Origin of the sequence: Pseudomonas sp. LS-2, from assembly GCF_003605735.1 — a bacterium.
GTDB lineage: Bacteria > Pseudomonadota > Gammaproteobacteria > Pseudomonadales > Pseudomonadaceae > Aquipseudomonas.
The window spans coordinates 79,678-97,860 of record NZ_QXTJ01000026.1; the positions used below are offsets into that span (position 1 = coordinate 79,678).

18 protein-coding genes are annotated in these 18,183 nt (G+C 60.1%); 12 read left to right on the top strand and 6 right to left on the bottom strand.

Translation table 11 applies throughout. From position 1 onward, the window contains the following. The first annotated feature begins 212 nt into the window (after positions 1 to 212). Positions 213 to 1,313 carry an SMP-30/gluconolactonase/LRE family protein gene (locus tag D3M70_RS15265; RefSeq protein WP_120126568.1) on the top strand — a complete coding sequence of 367 codons (1,101 nt, stop codon included), beginning with the start codon at positions 213 to 215 and terminating at the stop codon, positions 1,311 to 1,313. On the opposite strand, the gene D3M70_RS15270 is transcribed toward D3M70_RS15265, so the two are convergent. Continuing rightward, a complete protein-coding gene (locus D3M70_RS15270; protein WP_120126569.1) occupies positions 1,314 to 1,730 on the bottom strand; it encodes a helix-turn-helix domain-containing protein in 417 nt (138 codons plus the stop codon). A gap of 85 nt (positions 1,731 to 1,815) precedes the next feature. Between D3M70_RS15270 and D3M70_RS15275 the strand changes: the two genes are divergently transcribed. From D3M70_RS15275 to D3M70_RS15285, 3 genes are all read left to right on the top strand, one after another. Beyond that, positions 1,816 to 2,673: an SDR family oxidoreductase gene (locus tag D3M70_RS15275; protein ID WP_120126570.1), complete on the top strand. Its 858-nt coding sequence runs from the start codon at positions 1,816 to 1,818 to the stop codon at positions 2,671 to 2,673. Between the two features lie 118 nt (positions 2,674 to 2,791). Then, positions 2,792 to 3,100, top strand: coding sequence for an RcnB family protein (locus tag D3M70_RS15280; protein WP_120126571.1), 309 nt, complete (start codon positions 2,792 to 2,794; stop codon positions 3,098 to 3,100). Positions 3,101 to 3,302: 202 nt separating this feature from the next. Beyond that, positions 3,303 to 4,232, top strand: coding sequence for an AEC family transporter (locus D3M70_RS15285; protein WP_120126572.1), 930 nt, complete (start codon positions 3,303 to 3,305; stop codon positions 4,230 to 4,232). A 47-nt stretch (positions 4,233 to 4,279) separates the two neighbouring features. On the opposite strand, the gene D3M70_RS15290 is transcribed toward D3M70_RS15285, so the two are convergent. Further along, a complete protein-coding gene (locus tag D3M70_RS15290; RefSeq protein ID WP_120126573.1) occupies positions 4,280 to 5,038 on the bottom strand; it encodes an SDR family NAD(P)-dependent oxidoreductase in 759 nt (252 codons plus the stop codon). Positions 5,039 to 5,162: 124 nt separating this feature from the next. Here D3M70_RS15290 and D3M70_RS15295 point away from each other — a divergent pair, with 124 nt between their 5' ends. The 5 genes from D3M70_RS15295 (at position 5,163) to D3M70_RS15315 (ending at position 8,643) form a co-directional block, all read left to right on the top strand. Beyond that, entirely contained in the window at positions 5,163 to 6,068 is a 906-nt protein-coding gene (locus D3M70_RS15295; RefSeq protein ID WP_120126574.1) for a LysR family transcriptional regulator, read from the top strand. Between the two features lie 161 nt (positions 6,069 to 6,229). After that, the gene (locus D3M70_RS15300) at positions 6,230 to 6,499 is read left to right on the top strand and encodes a DUF2282 domain-containing protein (protein ID WP_120126575.1); all 270 of its coding nucleotides are present in this window, start codon (positions 6,230 to 6,232) and stop codon (positions 6,497 to 6,499) included. A 56-nt stretch (positions 6,500 to 6,555) separates the two neighbouring features. Further along, complete coding sequence (locus D3M70_RS15305; protein WP_120126576.1) at positions 6,556 to 7,386, top strand: DUF692 domain-containing protein; 831 nt, start codon at positions 6,556 to 6,558, stop codon at positions 7,384 to 7,386. Further along, positions 7,383 to 8,138, top strand: coding sequence for a DNA-binding domain-containing protein (locus D3M70_RS15310; protein WP_120126577.1), 756 nt, complete (start codon positions 7,383 to 7,385; stop codon positions 8,136 to 8,138). The genes D3M70_RS15305 and D3M70_RS15310 overlap by 4 nt, the downstream gene beginning before the upstream one ends. A gap of 34 nt (positions 8,139 to 8,172) precedes the next feature. Then, complete coding sequence (locus D3M70_RS15315; RefSeq protein WP_120126578.1) at positions 8,173 to 8,643, top strand: DoxX family protein; 471 nt, start codon at positions 8,173 to 8,175, stop codon at positions 8,641 to 8,643. Positions 8,644 to 8,670: 27 nt separating this feature from the next. On the opposite strand, the gene D3M70_RS15320 is transcribed toward D3M70_RS15315, so the two are convergent. The 4 genes from D3M70_RS15320 to D3M70_RS15330 form a co-directional block, all read right to left on the bottom strand. Continuing rightward, on the bottom strand, positions 8,671 to 10,068 hold the full coding sequence (locus D3M70_RS15320; protein WP_120126579.1) for a PLP-dependent aminotransferase family protein: 1,398 nt from the start codon (positions 10,066 to 10,068) through the stop codon (positions 8,671 to 8,673). Positions 10,069 to 10,159: 91 nt separating this feature from the next. Then, positions 10,160 to 11,665, bottom strand: coding sequence for a hypothetical protein (locus D3M70_RS15325; protein ID WP_120126827.1), 1,506 nt, complete (start codon positions 11,663 to 11,665; stop codon positions 10,160 to 10,162). Between the two features lie 126 nt (positions 11,666 to 11,791). Further along, a complete protein-coding gene (locus D3M70_RS33235) occupies positions 11,792 to 11,917 on the bottom strand; it encodes a hypothetical protein (RefSeq protein ID WP_256659859.1) in 126 nt (41 codons plus the stop codon). 371 nt (positions 11,918 to 12,288) lie between these two features. Next, positions 12,289 to 13,311: a zinc-dependent alcohol dehydrogenase family protein gene (locus D3M70_RS15330; RefSeq protein ID WP_120126580.1), complete on the bottom strand. Its 1,023-nt coding sequence runs from the start codon at positions 13,309 to 13,311 to the stop codon at positions 12,289 to 12,291. Between the two features lie 471 nt (positions 13,312 to 13,782). Here D3M70_RS15330 and D3M70_RS15340 point away from each other — a divergent pair, with 471 nt between their 5' ends. The 3 genes from D3M70_RS15340 (at position 13,783) to D3M70_RS15350 (ending at position 18,152) form a co-directional block, all read left to right on the top strand. Continuing rightward, positions 13,783 to 14,697 (top strand): LysR family transcriptional regulator, encoded by a 915-nt coding sequence (locus D3M70_RS15340; RefSeq protein WP_120126582.1) that lies wholly within the window; start codon positions 13,783 to 13,785, stop codon positions 14,695 to 14,697. Positions 14,698 to 14,815: 118 nt separating this feature from the next. Next, a complete protein-coding gene (locus D3M70_RS15345; protein ID WP_120126828.1) occupies positions 14,816 to 16,567 on the top strand; it encodes a hypothetical protein in 1,752 nt (583 codons plus the stop codon). Positions 16,568 to 16,718: 151 nt separating this feature from the next. Further along, on the top strand, positions 16,719 to 18,152 hold the full coding sequence (locus D3M70_RS15350) for a hypothetical protein (protein WP_120126583.1): 1,434 nt from the start codon (positions 16,719 to 16,721) through the stop codon (positions 18,150 to 18,152). The last annotated feature ends 31 nt before the right edge of the window (positions 18,153 to 18,183 follow it).

An 18,183-nucleotide genomic window follows, 5' to 3' on the forward strand; every position in this document is an offset into this window, starting at 1 on the left:
GGGGAACGCCGGAAGGATTCAGACCGGCTGAACGCTAACCCAGTCCGCAAGCAAATACAAAGCGCGCTGACCGCAACGGCCCGTGCAGAGGATGCAGTGCGACATGCGCAGTGGGCTGCGGAGAATTCCTGCCCATCATTAACTTGTACGATGTCTTATCACGAGGTATTACTAGCGCGCCGTAAAAAAAACAACACGACGGAGATCGCTCAATGGATTCAACGCTTTCTGACCTGACAGGCAATGAAGGTCGTAGACACTTTCTGAAGAAATCCCTGGCCGTTTCGGCCGCCCTCGCAACCGCTGGCAGCATCACCCTGCCCCGCCTCGCCAATGCGGTCGAGCCGCTGAGCCAGCGTTATCCTGATCCGCTGATTCACATTCTGGACGACAGCTTTCTCGAGCTGCGGGTGTTCAACGCCGGCATCGAGAAGCTCGCCACCGGCATGCGCTGGGCAGAAGGTCCGGTGTGGGTGGGTGACGGGCGATACCTGCTGGTCAGCGACATTCCCAACAACCGGATCATGCGCTGGGACGAAATCACCGACACCTTCACCGTGTACCGGGAACACTCCAATTTCTCCAATGGCATGTGTCGCGACCGGCAGGGCCGCCTGATCGTCTGTGAAGGCTCGACCACCACCAGCGAAGGTCGGCGCATCACGCGCACCGAGGCCAACGGCACCCAGACCGTGCTCGCGGACAGCTTCGAAGGCAAACCTTTCAACTCGCCCAATGATGTGGTCTGCAAGCGCGACGGTTCGATCTGGTTCAGCGATCCACCGTTTCAGACCGGCAACAACTATGAGGGGCACAAGATCACCCCGACCCAGCCGCACGCCGTGTATCGGATCGATGGGCAGAGTGGCAAGGTCACCCGGGTGATCGACGACCTGAAGGGTCCCAACGGCCTGTGCTTTTCGCCGGACGAGAAAACCCTGTACGTGGTCGAGGGCCGTGCGACCCCCAACCGGCTGATATGGGCCATCGCCGTCAACGAGGACGGCACGCTGGGTGCGCGCCGCAAGCACATCGAAGGGCTGGATTACGCCGCCATCGACGGCATGAAGTGCGACGAAGCGGGCAACCTCTGGTGTGGCTGGGGCGGCAACGGCGATCCGAAAGCCGACCTGGAAAAGCTCGACGGCGTGCGGGTGTTCAACCCTCAAGGCAAGGCCATCGGGCATATCTCGCTGCCTGAACGCTGCCCTAACCTGTGCTTTGGCGGGCGCGAAGGCAACCGGCTGTTCATGGCCAGCAGTCACTCGATCTACTCGCTGTTCGTCAACACCCGTGGCGCCACGTTCGCCTGATCAACTGTCCTGCAACTGAGCCCTGACCTGCCGCGCGTCCATGATCCGCGGCAGGTTTTGCTCGATCCACGTGGTCAGGGCGTCGACCTGCCGGGCGACCTCTTCACCCAGCGAGGTCAGGCTGTATTCGACGTGGGGCGGCACGACCGGCAATGCCTTGCGGTCCAGAAAGCCATCTTGCTCCAGGCTTTGCAGCGTCTGCGACAGCATCTTCTCGCTGACGCCGCCGATCTTGCGCCGCAGTTCGCTGAAGCGATGAGTCCCGTCGAGCAATACCACCAGGACCAGTACGCCCCAGCGGCTACAGACGTGGTTGAGGATTTCCCGCGATGGGCAATCCCGCGCCAGTATTTCCCCCATGCGGATACGTTCGAGCAGTGAGGTGTTTTCTGCAGAGGGATGCGAAATATCATTCATGACACTTACCTTTTTGTGCGTACTTACCAAAGGTTAGCATGGCGTTTATGCTGAGCGCACATTCAATGTCATGCAGGAAACCATCATGTTCGTGATCACCGGTGCCACTGGCCAATTGGGCCGTCTCGTTATCGACCGCCTGCTGCAGAAGGTCCCCGCCGCACACATCGTTGCCGCCGTGCGCAGCCCCGAGAAAGCCGCCGACCTGGCCGCCAGGGGCGTGCAGGTGCGTGAAGCGGACTACTCGAAACCTGAAACCCTGGACAGCGCATTCGCCGGGGCCGACAAGGTCCTGCTGATTTCCTCCAGTGAAGTCGGCCAGCGCGTCGCTCAGCACCAGGCCGTGATCGACGCCGCCAAGCGCGCCGGGGTCAAATTGCTGGCCTACACCAGCGTGCTCCATGCCGACACCTCGTTGCTGGGTCTGGCTGAAGAGCATCGTCAGACCGAAGCTGCGCTGAGCCAGTCCGGCCTGACGGGCGTGCTGTTGCGCAATGGCTGGTACCACGAAAACTACACCGCAGGTATCGCAGCAGACGTTGCCCATGGCGCGCATTTCGGCAGTGCAGGCGATGGCCGCATCAGCTCTGCGGCACGTGCCGATTACGCTGAGGCAGCCGTCGCGGTCCTGACATCCGCAGATGATCAAGCGGGCAAGGTCTATGAACTGGCCGGAGATACGTCGTACACCTTGAGCGAATTCGCCGCAGAGGTCAGCCGCCAGGTCGGTAAACCGCTGGTCTACACCGATCTGCCGCAAGCGGGTTACAAAGCGGCGCTGTTGCAGGCCGGTCTGCCGGAATTCGTGGCTGACCTGCTGTCAGACTCGGACACTGCCGCAGCCAAGGGCGCGCTGTTCGACGACGGCAAGCAACTGAGCACGTTGATCGGCCGTTCGACCACACCGTTGTCGGTCAGTGTGACGGCGGCCCTGAGCAACTGACGCTGAACGTTGCGGGGCGGCTTGACTGCCGCTCCCCTCATAAAACCACTGAATGATTCACCCCGTTCAAGGTCGGAGCTTATGAACAGCGCATTACGCACTGGATAAGGAGCTTCATATGAACAAGAAAACGCTCATCGCCGGTCTGACGATTCTGGGCTGTGTTTCGCTCACCAGTATCGCCGTCCAGGCCGAGGACGCACCAGCGCAGACCGTTCAACCCTCCAAAGACAACATGCGGGATCTGGAAAAAGGCGATCGTGCCCCGGAAAAATTCCAGCGCCCTGAAGCGGCGATCAAAGACTGGAAAGCCAAAGGCCTCAAGGAGCCTTCCAAGCAGAGTCAGTGGGTACGCATCAACGACAAGTACGTTGAAGTGCAGACCACCAACGGCCAGATCACTGACATCGCCCCCGTCAAGAAATGACCCTCACCCGGTGTCCGGAAACCGTTCGGGCACCCACCTCTCCTTGTTCCTGACCGCTCTGGGTCAGGCTTCAGAAGCCGTAAAACCGACCCCCTAGCGCAAAGAAAGGTTGGACGCTAACGATTTCGGTCATTAATCTTTGCCGCTTGTTTCAACACCCCTTTCAAATAATCGCTTCCCTGTGAGCCAAGGCCGAGGCCCGATGTCTTCCGTTTTGAGTGTGCTGCTGCCGATCTTTGCCCTGATTCTGGTCGGCTACCTCTGCCGTCGCACCAACCGCCTTGGCCCTACTGCCGCCTCGGAAATCAACCGGATGGTGGTCTGGCTTTGCCTGCCAGCGCTGTTGTTCAACGCGACCGCGACGGCCACCTGGGAGCAGATCTGGCATCCAGGCTTCGTCGTGGCGTTCACCCTGTCCACGATGACGATGTTCGTGATCACCCTGCTGCTGCGCCGCAAGAAGGCCGGGCACTTTGCCGACGCGAGCATCGATGCGTTGAGTGCGTCGTACGCCAATACCGGCTACATCGGCATTCCGCTGTGCGTGATGGTGCTGGGACCGACGGGACTGGAACCGGCGCTGATCGCTTCGCTGCTGGTGGTGTGCGTATTGTTCGGCATCGCCCTGGTGTGCATCGAGATCGGCCTGCAGAGCGAGGCTCGGGTCCACCGCATCGTGCTCAAAGTGCTTCTCGCGCTGGCCAGGAACCCATTAGTGGTGTCGCCGATTCTGGGGGCCTGTTGGGCCTGGACCGGCATACCGCTGCCGGGCGCGCTGGACAAGTTTCTCAGCCTGCTGGGCGCTGCGACCACGCCCTGCGCGCTGATTTCACTCGGCCTGTTTCTGGCCCACAAACAACAAGGCCCGCGCCATGGCACGAGCCTTCTGGTGTTGATCAAACTGATCGCCCACCCGCTATTGACCTGGTTTCTGGCCTTTCGCGTGTTTCACCTGCCGCCGCTGTGGGCCAACTCCGCGCTGTTGCTCAGCGCCCTGCCCACCGGCACCGGGCCGTTCATGCTCGCCGAGTATTACAAGCGCGAGGCGTCGGTGGTGTCGAGTACCATTCTGATTTCGACACTCGGCTCGCTGGTGACCCTGTCGCTGTGCATCTATTACATCAAGGGTTGATGCAGCCGCACGGCTTGCAGGCGGCGACACTGCGGCCAATGACGACCTCAGACGAACATCCCGCCCGACACCTCGATGCGTTGCGCGGTGATCCAGCGTCCGCCGTCGCCCAGCAGCATCGAAATCGCCGCACCGATGTCATCCGGCAGACCCGCACGTTTCATGGCGGTGTTGGCCGCGACCCAGGCATTCACATCCTTGTTGTCACGCACGGTGCCGCCACCGAAATCGGTCTCGATGGCACCGGGGGCGATGGCGTTGACCGTGATGCCACGCGGTCCAAGCTCGTTGGCCAGATAGCGGGTCCAGACCTCGATCCCGCCTTTCATCGAAGCGTAGGCTGCGTACCCGATGGGCGAAAACCGCGCCAGGCCAGATGAAAGATTGACGATACGGCCGCCATCGGCGATCAGCGGCAGCAGTTTCTGCGTCAGGAAGAACGGCCCTTTCAAATGCACTTTCATCAAGTGGTCGAACTGCGCTTCGGTGGTTTCCGCGCAACTGGCGTACATGCCCACCCCGGCGTTGTTCACCAGAAAGTCGAAGCGCTCGGCCTTGAAATAAGCGCTCAGCAGCGCTGACACCTGCGTGGCGAACGTCTCGAAACGACCGCTGTCGCCCACATCCAGTTGCAGCATTTTCGCCTTGCCCCCCAGCGCTTCGATTTCAGCGACGACGTTTTGCGCCTCATCTTCACGGCTGTGATAAGTGCCGATGATATCGACACCCTGCCTTGCCAGGTGCAGCGCGGTGTTCTTGCCCAGACCACGGCTTGCACCGGTGATGATCGCGATTTTATTGCTCATGTGTATTTCCTCGAGTGGCTGTGTTCAGTCAGTGAGGACCAGAGTATTGTTCGAACAGGATTCGATAAACGTCCGACAATCGAAATGACTGATCGCCCTGAACGAACAATCGAGAAACGCATCGATGAACAAACTGGATCTGCTCAAGACCTTCGTCCGCGTCGCCGAGCTTTCGAGCTTCACCCTGGCCAGCGATGCGCTCGGCCTGCCCCGCTCCAGCGTGTCCGAGCAGATCCGTGCGCTGGAACAGTTGCTCGACACCCGCCTGTTGCTGCGCACGACGCGCAAAGTGCAAACCACTCCGGACGGTCAGGTGCTGTACGAGCGCAGCAAGGATTTGCTGGCGCAGATGGACGATGTCGAGAACCTGTTCCGCCAGGACAACGCGGTGCTCAGCGGACGCCTTCGGGTGGACATGCCCACTGCCGTGGCGCGCAGGCTGGTGCTGCCGCGTCTGAGTGAATTCATAGACCGTCATCCGCTGATTGAGCTGGAAATCAGCAGCACCGACCGCAGGGTCGATCTGGTTCGCGAAGGCTTCGACTGTGTGATGCGCGTGGGCGAGTTGCCGGACAATTCGCTGGTCGCGCGCAATGTCGGCCACTTCAGCATGATCAACTGCGTCAGCACCGGTTACGCCGAACGCTACGGCGTGCCGCAGACCCTGGAAGACCTGCAACGGCACCGGCTGATCGACTATGTTTCAGCCTTTGGCGCAAGCAGCGCGGTGTTCGAGTACCACCGCGACGGCAAGGACCACCGCCTGGCAATGCCCTGCAGCGTCAAAGTGAACAACGTCGAGGCCTATGAAGCGGCCTGTCTTGGCGGATTGGGGATTGTCCAGGCGCCGCGCCTTTCCAAGGAATATCAACTGCAACGCGGCGATCTGGTGGAAGTCCTGCCCGATTACCGGCCAGCGCCCATGCCCGTGTCCCTCCTCTACGCCCACCGCCGCCACCTGCCGCAACGCTGTCGCGTGTTCATGGACTGGATGGAAACGCTGCTGGTCGAGTATGGCGTCGTCAACTGATCGGGCCGGGTTTACACCCCCGAAGAAAAATTTCAGAAATATTTGCAACGCGGTGTAACCGTCTTGGTTTTTCCAGCGAACTACCTTTCGGATCAGATGCACAGCGTGGCTGATACGCAGGTGCTGCGACCACCCTCAATCAAGGTAATTGGAGAAACGACATGAACAACATCACACTCGCTGCCGCCGCTCTGGCTTTCGCTTCCATGGCTTCTGGCGCAATGGCCGCCGAAAAAATGGCCGCACCGGCCATGGAAAAATGCTACGGCGTGGCCATGGCCGGCAAGAACGACTGCAAGGCCGGCGCTGGCACCACCTGCGCAGGCACCGCCAAGACCGACTACCAGACCAACGCCTGGAAGAACGTTCCGGCCGGCACCTGCACCTCGATCAAGACCCCGCACGGCATGGGTTCGCTGACCGCGATGTAACCGACGAGACCCTCAGGGCAATACCCTAGAACCAAGCGCAAGGGCAGACGTCGATCATGAACACACCACTCACACTGGGTGCCGGACTGGGCCTCAAGGCCGACCACTACGAAGCAGCCTATGACTGTGCTGCCCGAGGGTTGTGGTTCGAGGTCCATCCGGAGAACTACATGATCGACGGCGGCCCGCGCCTGGCCTGGCTGGAAACGATCGGCAGTCGTCATCCGTTGTCCCTGCACGGGGTGTCCCTGTCGCTGGCGGCCGATTGCGCGCCAGACCGCGAACACCTGCAGCGGCTCAAGACTCTCGCCGACCGGGTTCAACCGGCCCTTGTTTCCGAGCACCTCACCTGGTCCGCCTGGCGGGGTCAGTATCACCCCGATCTGCTGCCCTTCCCTCGCACCGAGGAAGCCTTGCAGCGCATCGCCAACAATATTGATTGCACTCAGGCATTCCTTCAGCGGCGCATCGCCATCGAAAACCCCAGCCACTACCTGAAGATGCCAGGCCATGATTTCAGCGAAATCGGGTTTCTTGCCGAGCTGAGCGAGCGCACGGGCTGCGGATTGCTGCTGGACATCAACAACGTGTTTCTCAGCGCCCACAACATGGGCTACGACGCCAACGATTATGTGGATGCGTTCCCCGGCGAGGCGGTCGTGGAGGTTCACCTGGCCGGGCACAGTGAGGATCCCGGGGGCGCTGCGCTGCTCATCGACTCCCACGACGCCCCGGTCGCCGAAGGGGTCTGGGCCCTGTACCAACGACTGATCCGCCGCATAGGCCCGCGACCGACCCTCATTGAGCGCGACGACCACCTTCCGCCGTTCGGCGAACTGCTGCAGGAACGCGACCGGGCCCAATCCCTGCTGGAGCTGCTGCCATGAAACAGTCACTGAGCCAATTCCAGGATGCCTTCGTCGAAGCACTTTACGACCCCGAAGCCGACAGGCTGACATTGCTCACCGAACAGCCCGGTTTCACGGTGTACCGCAACACGGTGATGAAGGGTGCGGTGGATGCCTTGCAGGCCAACTTCCCCACAGTCGAGCGCCTGGTGGGCAGCGAGTGGTTTCTCGCCGCAGCGGCGATTCATGCCAGGCAGTCGCCTGCGGTGGATGCACGACTGGTCCATCACGGCCGCAGCTTCCCCGATTTTCTCGACCGTTTCGAACATGCGCGGGAGATGCCGTATCTGGGCAACGTCGCGCGACTGGATCTGTTGTGGAACCAGTGCCACACCAGCGCCGAAGAACCTGGCATCGATCTGAACCGGATCGCCGGCCTCTCACCCGAGCAGCTAACCTCGCTGCGGCTCACGCCACGTGCAGCCGCTCGCTGGATGTGGTTTGCCGAACAGCCGGTGTTCACGATCTGGCGGCACAACCGCGAACGGCTGGCGATGCCAGAGGCACTCGACTGGCGCGGTGAAGGCGCGCTGCTGGTGCGCACCGGCGGCGTCGTCACCTGGCAGGCGCTGGCGATCGGTGAGTCGGCATTTCTCGATGCCTGCGCTGCCGGGGCCCCGCTTGAACAGGCGGCTGATCACGCCAGTGACGTTCAGCCTTCGCTGGACATCCTCGAACTGCTCACACGGCTGGTCAGCGCCGACGTGTTCGCAGCCACCGAGCTTTCCTGACTGACCTTCCCTCAACGGGAAACCGGAGCACACCATGCAAACACTACGCACTGAACTGTCGGGGCCCAAATCGCTGCGCGGCACCTGGAACCGTCTGACCGACCGCCTTCACCAACTGATTTCCGACTCATGGCTGTCGTTGATCGCGCGCCTGGCCATCGCCGGTGTTTTCCTGATGTCCGGCCGTACCAAGGTCGAAGGCTTTCTGACCATCACCGACAGCACCTACGAGCTGTTTCGCACCGAGTACAACCTGCCACTGGTGCCGCCGGAGATCGCTGCACACCTGGCAACCTATGCCGAACATCTGTTCCCGCTGCTACTGATTTTGGGGCTATTTTCGCGGCTGTCGGCGTTGGCGCTGCTGGGCATGACCACGGTGATCGAGGTGTTCGTCTACCCCGACGCCTGGGCCACGCACCTGACCTGGGCCGGCCTGCTGCTGATCATCATCGCCAAGGGCGCTGGCAGGTTGTCGCTCGATCATCGGCTGGGCATCAAATAAACCTACCGCCACCCCGCGACTGCCCCGTCACACCAGCCGCTCCTGCACCAACGCGTCGCGGATCATGACCAGCATCGATTCGATGTTCTGGCTCCAGTCTGCGGCACCGCTCAGGCACAGGCTTTGCTGGTGCAGGCCGCGCACACTGAACAGTTCCCCCGGTGCGATGACGATCCGCCGCTCCAGCAAGCGCTCGAACACACGTCCCATGTCTACCCGGTTGACACTGCTCAGCCAGATCGTCGCTCCGCCCTGGGGCTGCTCGAAACGCACCTCCTCCCCCAGATATCGATTGACCAGCATCCCCAGATTTCCCATTCGTTCGTGCAGGCTCCGGCGCAGATGGTGCAGATGCCGCTCGTACTGACCCGAGCTGATCAGCCGCGCAACTGCCTTCTGCCGCAACGGCGGCAGCCGAAACGAACGCAGCAGCATCTGCTGATGCCACAGAGGCCGTGAATGGCGGCTCAGCAGATAGCCAAACGGCGCCTCCAGCCCGATGGTCTTGTCCAGCCCGCCGAGAATCAGCAGCCGTTCGGGATCAATCAAATCGCGCAAGGGAGCCGTTCGATCGTCAAAACACAGCACGCCCTGACTGTCGTTTTCCAGCACCCACAGACCATGACGATTCAACAGATTGGCCAGCCGCTGCCGTTGCTCGCCTGGCATGATCCGGCCCCGCACAGGGTCCATCCGAGACGACAGGATCGCCATGCGGATGTCCGCGTGCTGCAACAGCCCATTGAGTTCGTCTATGTCGAGGACGCCCTCGGCATCTGCGCACCACTCCACGACGCGAATACCCAGAGACTGCAATGTGCGCAGCATGCTCCAACTGCAGGGCGATTCCACCAGCACCGCGCAGTCGCGCAGTTGCAATGCCTTGAGCACGGTCTTCAAGACGCCGGTCTTGTCCGGACCGATGAATACGTTATCCGGATGCCAGCAGCGCTCCGTCGACGAGGTGTAATACCCCGCCAGGGCGCTGCGCAGTTCGACGTCGCCAAAAGGCTGGAAACGCGGGTCGGGCTGGCAGGGATAATGGCGAATCAGGTCTCGCTCCAGATGCAGCAACGCGCCATCGAGCGATTGCAGCAGCGTGGGTTCATCGGCGCCGAACACGAACATGTCAGGGCGCCGTGCGCTGGCCTGATAGCGCTCCAGCAGATCGTTGCCTTCGCAATGCGTGTCGTTGCAAGGCTGGGGCAACGCGTAATAGCCGGACTTGGGTATCGAGCAGATGCGGCCCTCTTTCTCCAGCAACGAATAGGCATTCTGTACCGTCGAGATGGACACTCGCAGACGCCGGGCCAGCAGGCGCAGGGACGGTAACTTCACAGCCGGTCCACCGGGCAGTTCGTTGGTCAGCCGCGACAGGTAGCGATACACCATCTGGTAGGCAAAATCGGTCTTGTTGTTATTCATCGGACACACCCCATCCATGCGTAATTCGCAGGGTCATAGAAAAAAATTGCGGTCATAGACTGACACTGGCGTCTATGGCTTCGGCCATCCTTCAGCGACCGGACACCAGTTCGGACACGGTTTCACCGGTCTTCGGATCGATCGTCACCACTCGACCCTTGTCCGGATCGCTGGCACGCACCCTGGCAATGAGCGAGCTGTCGTCACTGAAATCCACACGACGCTTGGCGTAAAGATTCTGCAGCCCCTTGAGACTCAAGCCGCTGACTTCCACCAGCCACTGCACGACCTGATCGGGGGCGGGTTGGCCGGCCAATGCCTTGTGCAGGTCCCCTTGCGCCACCAACATGCCCGGATGACAGCGGCGCAGAAAAGGTTCCAGCTGTGCCCCGGCATCGACGAACGGGGCGAACAGCAGGCAGACCAGTTGCACTTCACTCAAGCCGAAGGCTTCCTGGGCGTAGCCCGCTGCCAGCGCGCGGCGCTCGTCCAGTTTGTCAGGGTCATCGTAGGCCGCCATCGCCTGCACGATCAGGCGTCGGGGCATACGCTTGCGACGCATCATGGCCGCTGCCAGTTCCAGGTACTCATGGATGCCGTCAGCATAGTTGCGCCCCTGCACGAATTCGGCCCTGAGCCCGCGCATGTGCGCCATCAGCAGCGGGTTTGCACAATCGGATTCACTGAAACTGAACGCCAGGTCATCGAAGCGAAAGCCCAGAAAATCCGTGAGCAAAGGCCAGTGATCCTCCAGCCGGAATCCGATCAGATCCACCAGTGTCAGGAAGGTCGGTGAAACGGGCTTGATCGGGTAGCCCATGGGCCGACGCATGGAACCGGCCGGCTGCGTATCCTCGCCATACAGCTCCCGGTAGTAGGCGCGACCGACCGTATCGATGGTGTGCAGCGCCGAACTGAAGCTGAGCGTGTGCCAGTCTGCGACCTCTTGCCCGTTGCGCCGGGCCAGACGCATGATCCACGTGGCGTACTGTTTTTGCTCCTTGAGCGAGTCGCCGCTGAGCACCGCATCCACGCCATCGCGCCAGCACGCGGCGCGCCCCAGAAACTCGGCCATTCCCAGATAACAGCTGTTGCAGAAGGTGGTGCGTGCATCGCCAGCCGTCAGGTGCCCGCCGAGCAACATGTCGGATCGGCTCTGCTCGCGTCCGGCAATGGAGAACGGCAGATCCGGTTCAAAGGTCTGAACATACTGGTGATCGACCACCAGCAGCTCGACCCTGGGATCGTCGTGCAGAAACAGCGCCGAATAGCAGCGGTTAATGTTGTCCATGACCGCCGAGGTCATACCGGGGTGGCGCATGTTGGCGATACGCAGGCTGAACGTCTCAGGTCCGCGCCCGGCGATACTCAGCTGTGCCGCGCGCAGCAATGCGACTGTATAGGCGCTGTCCTTGCCGCCACTGAACGCGACCAGGACCTTGTAATGACCGATTCGGTCGATGCCGCCGGCCGCCACGACAAGCCGCTGTATCAATAATTGCAATGCCGTTCTTTCGGCGCGGTTGAAATAACTCAGCAGACGTTGCAGTACTTGCTGATAGACATAGTTCATTGCCTGCTCATGAAGAGAGCTCATAATGTCGACACCTGAATAATTCAGCCCAGCGATAACATCGAACTCGTCACGATCCATCATCGTGATAAAGAATCGAATACCCACACACTGCCACGAAGTAACAGCATCCGTTCCGAGATCATCAGATCAACAACTGTCCGGCTGCAATGCCGATATAAAAATGGCCAGAAGCCGCGAGCCTGAAGTGGCTTGCCCCATGGGCACCGGGTTGAAAGACGGCGTGATGGCCGGCCACATGAATAACAGGGGCATGACTCGTTCCTTGAGTATGTTTTACCCCCGCATTATCGGACTCTGAAGATTAAATACAAGGTACAGAACATCGACGGTTTGCCCGTCAGTTTTCCACTTGAACGCATCTCTTTTTAAACGGACTGTGTTTAAACCCGATTAACCTTCCATGGGAGAAGCCGTGCGTGCTCAACACTTTTGCACGGTCGAGAACCTGTTTAATTCTTTTAGACGAATAAACAAAAAGCCTTCCTGATAAATCGGGAAGGCTTTGTCTGGTATTGCATGGCCGGTCACTGACGGGGCGGACATCGATCAACCGATGACCGGATTCACAACGTCGACGCCAGGCCAGAAGCGTCGAACATTCAACGGAGCGCGCTGGATTGCGCTCAGGCAGACTCGACTTCCACCACCACACGACCCCCTACCGGGCAGCCGTCCATCAAACGATGCGCTTCGACGATCTGATCGAACGCAAAGACCTTGGTGATCTGAGGCACGAGAACCCGATCAGCGGTCATCTGGTTGATGTCTCGCAACGCACGTTTAACCGCTTCTTCGTCCTGGTTGATACCCAGTTCTGGCTTGCCAGTGAAGTTGCCCACACAGTGAACGAAGAACTGGATGTTCTTCTGGAACGCGGCACAAGCCGGGAACGGCGTCTGATTGCCGCCTTGCAGGCCGTACAGGATCAGGCTGCCGCGAGGCGCGAGCACATCGCCCAGCATCGACATCTGCGGACCGCCGAGACCGTCCAGGACAATGTCCACCCCACGGTTGTCGGTGTACTTGTTGATCGCCATGAGCAGATCCTGCTCTTCGGTGACCACCACCTTGTCAGCACCCATGGTCAACAAGTAATCGCGGCACGACTCGGTTTTGGTCGCGGCAATCACTTTCAGACCCAGCGCGTTGCCCAATTGCAGGAATGCAGGACCTGCGCAATGGCTGGCATCAGTGACCAGTGCGGTTTGCCCGGGTTTAGCGCGAGCCAGTTCCACGAAAGCAAAGTACGCCACCAGCATCGGCGTGTAGTGAACCGCCGCTTCGTTGGGTGTCAGCACATCGGGATAACGGGTCACGGAGGTGTGCGGCAAGTTGATCATTTCGCCGTACACGGGGTGCACGTTAGGGTCTGCCGATGGAAAACTGGCAACCTTGTCGCCAACCTTCAGATCGGAAACACCATCACCGACGGCAGTGACCACGCCGGCCATTTCGGAGCCCAGCCCGGCTGGCAGCCGTGCCTGGGAAGATGCCAGGTTTTGTCGCCACAGCACGTCGTACCAGGTCACACCGATCGCCTGGACGCGTATCTGCACCTCTCCGGGTGCTGGCAACGCGGCTTGCTGCTCTTCTACCTTGAGCACCTCGGCCGGGCCAAACTGATGAAAACGGATCGTGCGGGACATTTCGAACCTCGCCTTATGAACCTTGATGCCATGAACTCTATCCGGGCTCTGCCGGTAACACTATCAGTGGCTATTAATAGTCGACATGCCTGTCATCGATTCTGTTGCTGAAAGGCGGCCATTAGATAACCATCGAATGCTCGGCTGTTCAAGGCGGTCATTGTTGTTATCTCGCCCGGACATTGCAACCCGGCCGGAAAATTCCGGATGAGCGCACGCATCAGTGGCCTGGAAAACGGCCAACACGCCGGGGCATTCGCCGAGTACGGGTGCGTACGAATTGGGCGATTTTTGCCTCATAAGGTTCAGCGCAAATTATCGACGGTCGTGATGGATAACACGTTTGTATGCTTGCGCATGAATTTAACGGTGCGGACAATCGGCTTTTACCCTTAATATCCGCGCTTGAGCTGAACACTGGCCTGCACCCGTGCGGCCAACGTATCGACCAATGTCCCCGAGACCCCCGTCATGAATCGCAACGACCTGCGTCGCGTCGACCTCAACCTGCTCATCGTGTTCGAAACCCTCATGCATGAACGCAGCGTCACGCGTGCGGCGGAAAAACTGTTCCTCGGCCAGCCAGCCATCAGTGCCGCCCTGTCCCGACTGCGCGGTCTGTTCGACGACCCGCTGTTCGTGCGTACCGGTCGCAGCATGGAGCCGACTGCACGGGCCGTGGAAATCTTCGGCCTGCTTTCCCCCGCGCTGGACTCCATTTCCACGGCGGTGAGCCGCGCCGCCGATTTCGACCCGGCCACCAGCACCGCCGTGTTTCGGATCGGCCTGTCGGACGACGCCGAGTTCGCCCTGCTGCCGTCGCTGCTCAAACGCCTGCGCTCGGAAGCCCCCGGCATCGTACTGGTGGTGCGCCGCACCAACTACATTCTGATGCCCGCATTGCTGTCTTCCGGCGAAATCTCCATCGGCGTCAGCTACACCGACGACCTGCCGGCCAACGCCAAGCGCAAAGTCCTGCGTCGCAGTCGGCCCAAACTGCTGCGCGCCGACTCCATGCCCGGCGCCATCACCCTGGACGACTTCTGCGCGCGCCCCCACGCACTGGTGTCTTTCGCCGGTGACCTGGGTGGCTTCATCGACGAGTACCTGGAAAAGATCGGGCGCAAGCGCCACGTCGTGCTCGCCGTCCCGCAGTTCAACGGCCTGGCGACCCTCATCTCCGGCACCGACATCGTCGCCACCGTCCCGGACTACGCAGCCGACGTATTGACGGCCGCCGGTGGCGTGCGTTCCGAAGAACTGCCGCTGGAATCGCGCACCTTCGAACTGCACATGGCCTGGCGCGGTTCCCAGGACAACGACCCGGGCGAGCGCTGGTTGCGTTCGCGGATTCAGATGTTTTTTGGCGATCCGGACAGTCTTTGATACATCGCCGATCCCCATAACCTCCCTTTGTCAGTGCTCCGCGCATAGAAAATCCTGGCGCCTATTCTTCATGCACGCGGCCACCTCCGTGACCACGACATTGAACGAGGGACAGGGAATGGCGAGCAGAGAAGACATTCGTTGGTTCAAAGAGCAATTTCAAGACGAGATTGCGCAAACTGTCGCAGGAACACCCCTGACGGTGGATCACATCGCCGCCTTGGCGTGTCAGGAGACCGGCAGCATCTGGCCTTTCCTGCGAAAAGCCGACCTTGCGCTGCCACAGATCATGGCGCTGTGCGTTGGCGACACGCTTGATGATACAGCTGGTCGAAATGCATTCCCTCGCAACAAGGCAGCGCTTTTGGCCAGCGAGCAAGGAGAGACTATGTTCACCATGGCACACCAGGCCTTGGTGGACATGGCCAAGTTCGTTCCCGGTTACGAAAAGGTCGCAAAGGACGCCAACAAGTTTTGCCATGGCTATGGCGTGTTCCAGTTAGACCTGCAGTTTTTCAAGACGGAGCCGGGGTTCTTCCTCAGTCGCGAATGGGCTACTTTCAGTGGCTCGCTGGCTCGGGCCATGGGGGAACTCAAAGCGGCGTTGCATGAACTTGACCTTTTCCATCGCCAGAGTCCGCTGACCGACCTGGAATTCACCCATGTGGGCATCGTTTACAACACCGGGGGTTTCAACCCCTCCAAGGGGCTGAAACAGGGACACAAAAGCGATGGACGATTCTACGGCGAGAACTTGGTTGACTTCGTCCGTCTGTGCAAGACGGTAGCTACCGATAAATCGAGCGCAGCCCTTCCAGCGCCGGCGCCTGATCAGGCCATCATTGCTCTGCCCACACCCGTCACGTTGGAAGGGACGCCGATGCGAGTGCAGACCCGCGAAGGCATGCTACGAGTGCGGAGCGGTCCTTTGATCAGCGAGCCTGCACAAGCAAATGTCATCGCCAATCTCCCCGACGGTCACCCGGTTCGCGCCTTGAGCAAAGCCGCGAAGAATGGTTTTTTGGAAATCGAGACCAGTCTGTCCGGCGCATTCATTCAGGGGTTTTCGTTCAGGAAGTTCCTGGTGGCAGCTCCCGAGGATTCCCCCATCGAAGCCATGGCACCCGCTCACCAGAGTTCTCTAACGCAAACCCTCAGCCCCCCTATCGCTGGCCTACCCGGAACCTCCAATATCCCGGCAGTCTTCATGCCACGTAAAAACGGTGTAATGACCCGCAGGATCAATCCCGCCAATGCACACACGCTCAACGAGGCCAGCCAACCCGGCAGAACAGGCGCTACCGCGGCAGAGTTACGGGACTCGATTGCGCAGATCATCCTCTGGCTCGCCGTCGACGATCCCGACCATCTACGCTACCGGCCACATGACGGACTGACGTTTTGCAACATCTACGCCCACGACTTCTGTTACCTCGCCGGTGCCTATCTGCCGCGTTGCTGGTGGAGCACGCCTGCCCTGTTGAAACTGGCGAGCGGCCAACAAGTCCAGCCCCTTATCGGAGACACCATCAGAGAGATGCGCGCCAATGACATTTTCAGGTGGTTGCGCGACCTTGGGCTGGGGTTCGGATGGCGCCAGACCGGCACGGTGAACAAGCTTCAGCAGGAGGTCAATCAAGGGGCCGTCGGCATCATCGTCGCCAGACGCAAGGAAGACGGAAAATCCGGACACATCGTGCTTGTGGTACCGGAGACCTTGGACAATACCGCTCGGCGCAACAGCGTGGGCGACGTTATTGCACCGCTGCAAAGTCAGGCGGGCGCGAGGAATTTTCAGTATGGCCGCGGTAACGCCGACTGGTGGAATGCCGAGCAATTTGCGGAGTTCGCTTTCTGGATCCATGCTTAGCCCACGGATAGCTCAGTTACGTCCTCTCCACCAGGTTACAACGCTGATTACCAGCGCAGCACGTTCAGGTCGCGAATGCTGCAAGGATGCCAAGTCGCGGTCTGGAGGCTGAATCTCTCCGAACCTTTCATCAGGATAAGGAGAGCAGGCAATGGCTGAAGATCATTCAGACGAGCAGGCGAAGGTGGCTGCCGGACAGGCAAAAGCGCGCCCTAACGATTCGAACGACCTGATTCGACAACGCCGAAACAAACTCAGAATGGATGGCGCATCGGTCGCTGGGCAATTAAAGGAAGATGGCGTCAGTGACGTCTGGGGTCTGGCCCTTTCCGGAGGAGGGATCCGCAGCGCAACCTTCTGCCTGGGCCTGCTGCGCGGCCTCGCGAAGCAGAAGTTGCTCAGTCGGTTCGACGTATTGTCGACGGTCTCCGGCGGCGGCTATGTTGGCAGTATGCTCGGGCGACTTTATGATCGTGAGCTTTCCGGCGTAGCAAAGCCTACGGGGCTAGATGGGGTTGCCGCAGCCGACCGGGTGGAAGCCGCGATGGCCGACGCCGAAAGTACATGGTTCGGCTGGTGGTTGCGAGCAAACGGACGCTACCTGGCTCCGGCAGGACTTGTGGACCGGTTATTCGCCGCTGCCATCTACCTGCGCAGCCTCCTGGCGTTGCATTTCGAATTTGGCCTTCTGGCGGTTCTGGCAGGAAGCCTACTGGCTGCCCTTGATCTTGGCGTGTGGCAACTTATCGCAAACACAGGCTATGCCGCTGACCCTGCGACGCTCTTCCATGGCTTGTTACTCCTCAAACCCTGGCTGCCAACAGCCTGGCTTTTGCTTGCCGTCGTTTTACCTATCGCACTGCATCTTGGGTTCACTTATTGGGATACCCAATGGGTCACCAAACGATTCGGTTGGTATTGCGTGGGAAAAGCAGCATTGGGTGCAGTATTGATGGCTGCTGCCCTGCAAGTCGGACAACTCATGCCGCCATCCCCGCCCTTGCAAGATACCGTTGCGTTCGTCAATGTTCTGCCGGCAATTGCAGCCGCAGTCACTGTTCTTCTAGCCACGTCCGCGCTTCACGCTTCCCTCACTTGGTGCCGAGTGGAACCTAGAGGTTCCAGGGAGGCTGGTGACCATGAACGCCAGCAAGATGCCCTTGCCGAGATGCGCAATGGGCTGACGTTCTGGCTGATGGTGTGCCTGGGCATTACGCTGCTCCTTCTCGCACTGGGCGTCGCTGAGCGTCTTGCCTGGCTTCTGGCATTCGAAACGCGCGTTTTTGAAACACTGGACCTGGGCATACTGTTGGCTGTCATTTCCGGCGCTGCCCAAGCCCTGATGATAAGTCTTCGGACCACCAAAGGACGGGAACAGAAGCCTGCCGGGGCCACCAGTCTCATCGTGCCCCACCTTCTTCAACTGGTCGGTTATCTGCTCACCGCTGCGCTGCTCGTATGTTGGGTGTCGCTGGTATTGAAAGTGACATTCGCGCCTGTGTTTCCACACCTCATGTTATCCGGTGGTAAGCCACCCGAGGTGGTCGAGCCGGAATTCGTATCGGGCTGGCTGGCGTTGCTATGAATCTTTGTCCCCCCAGCCCTTTATGTCACCG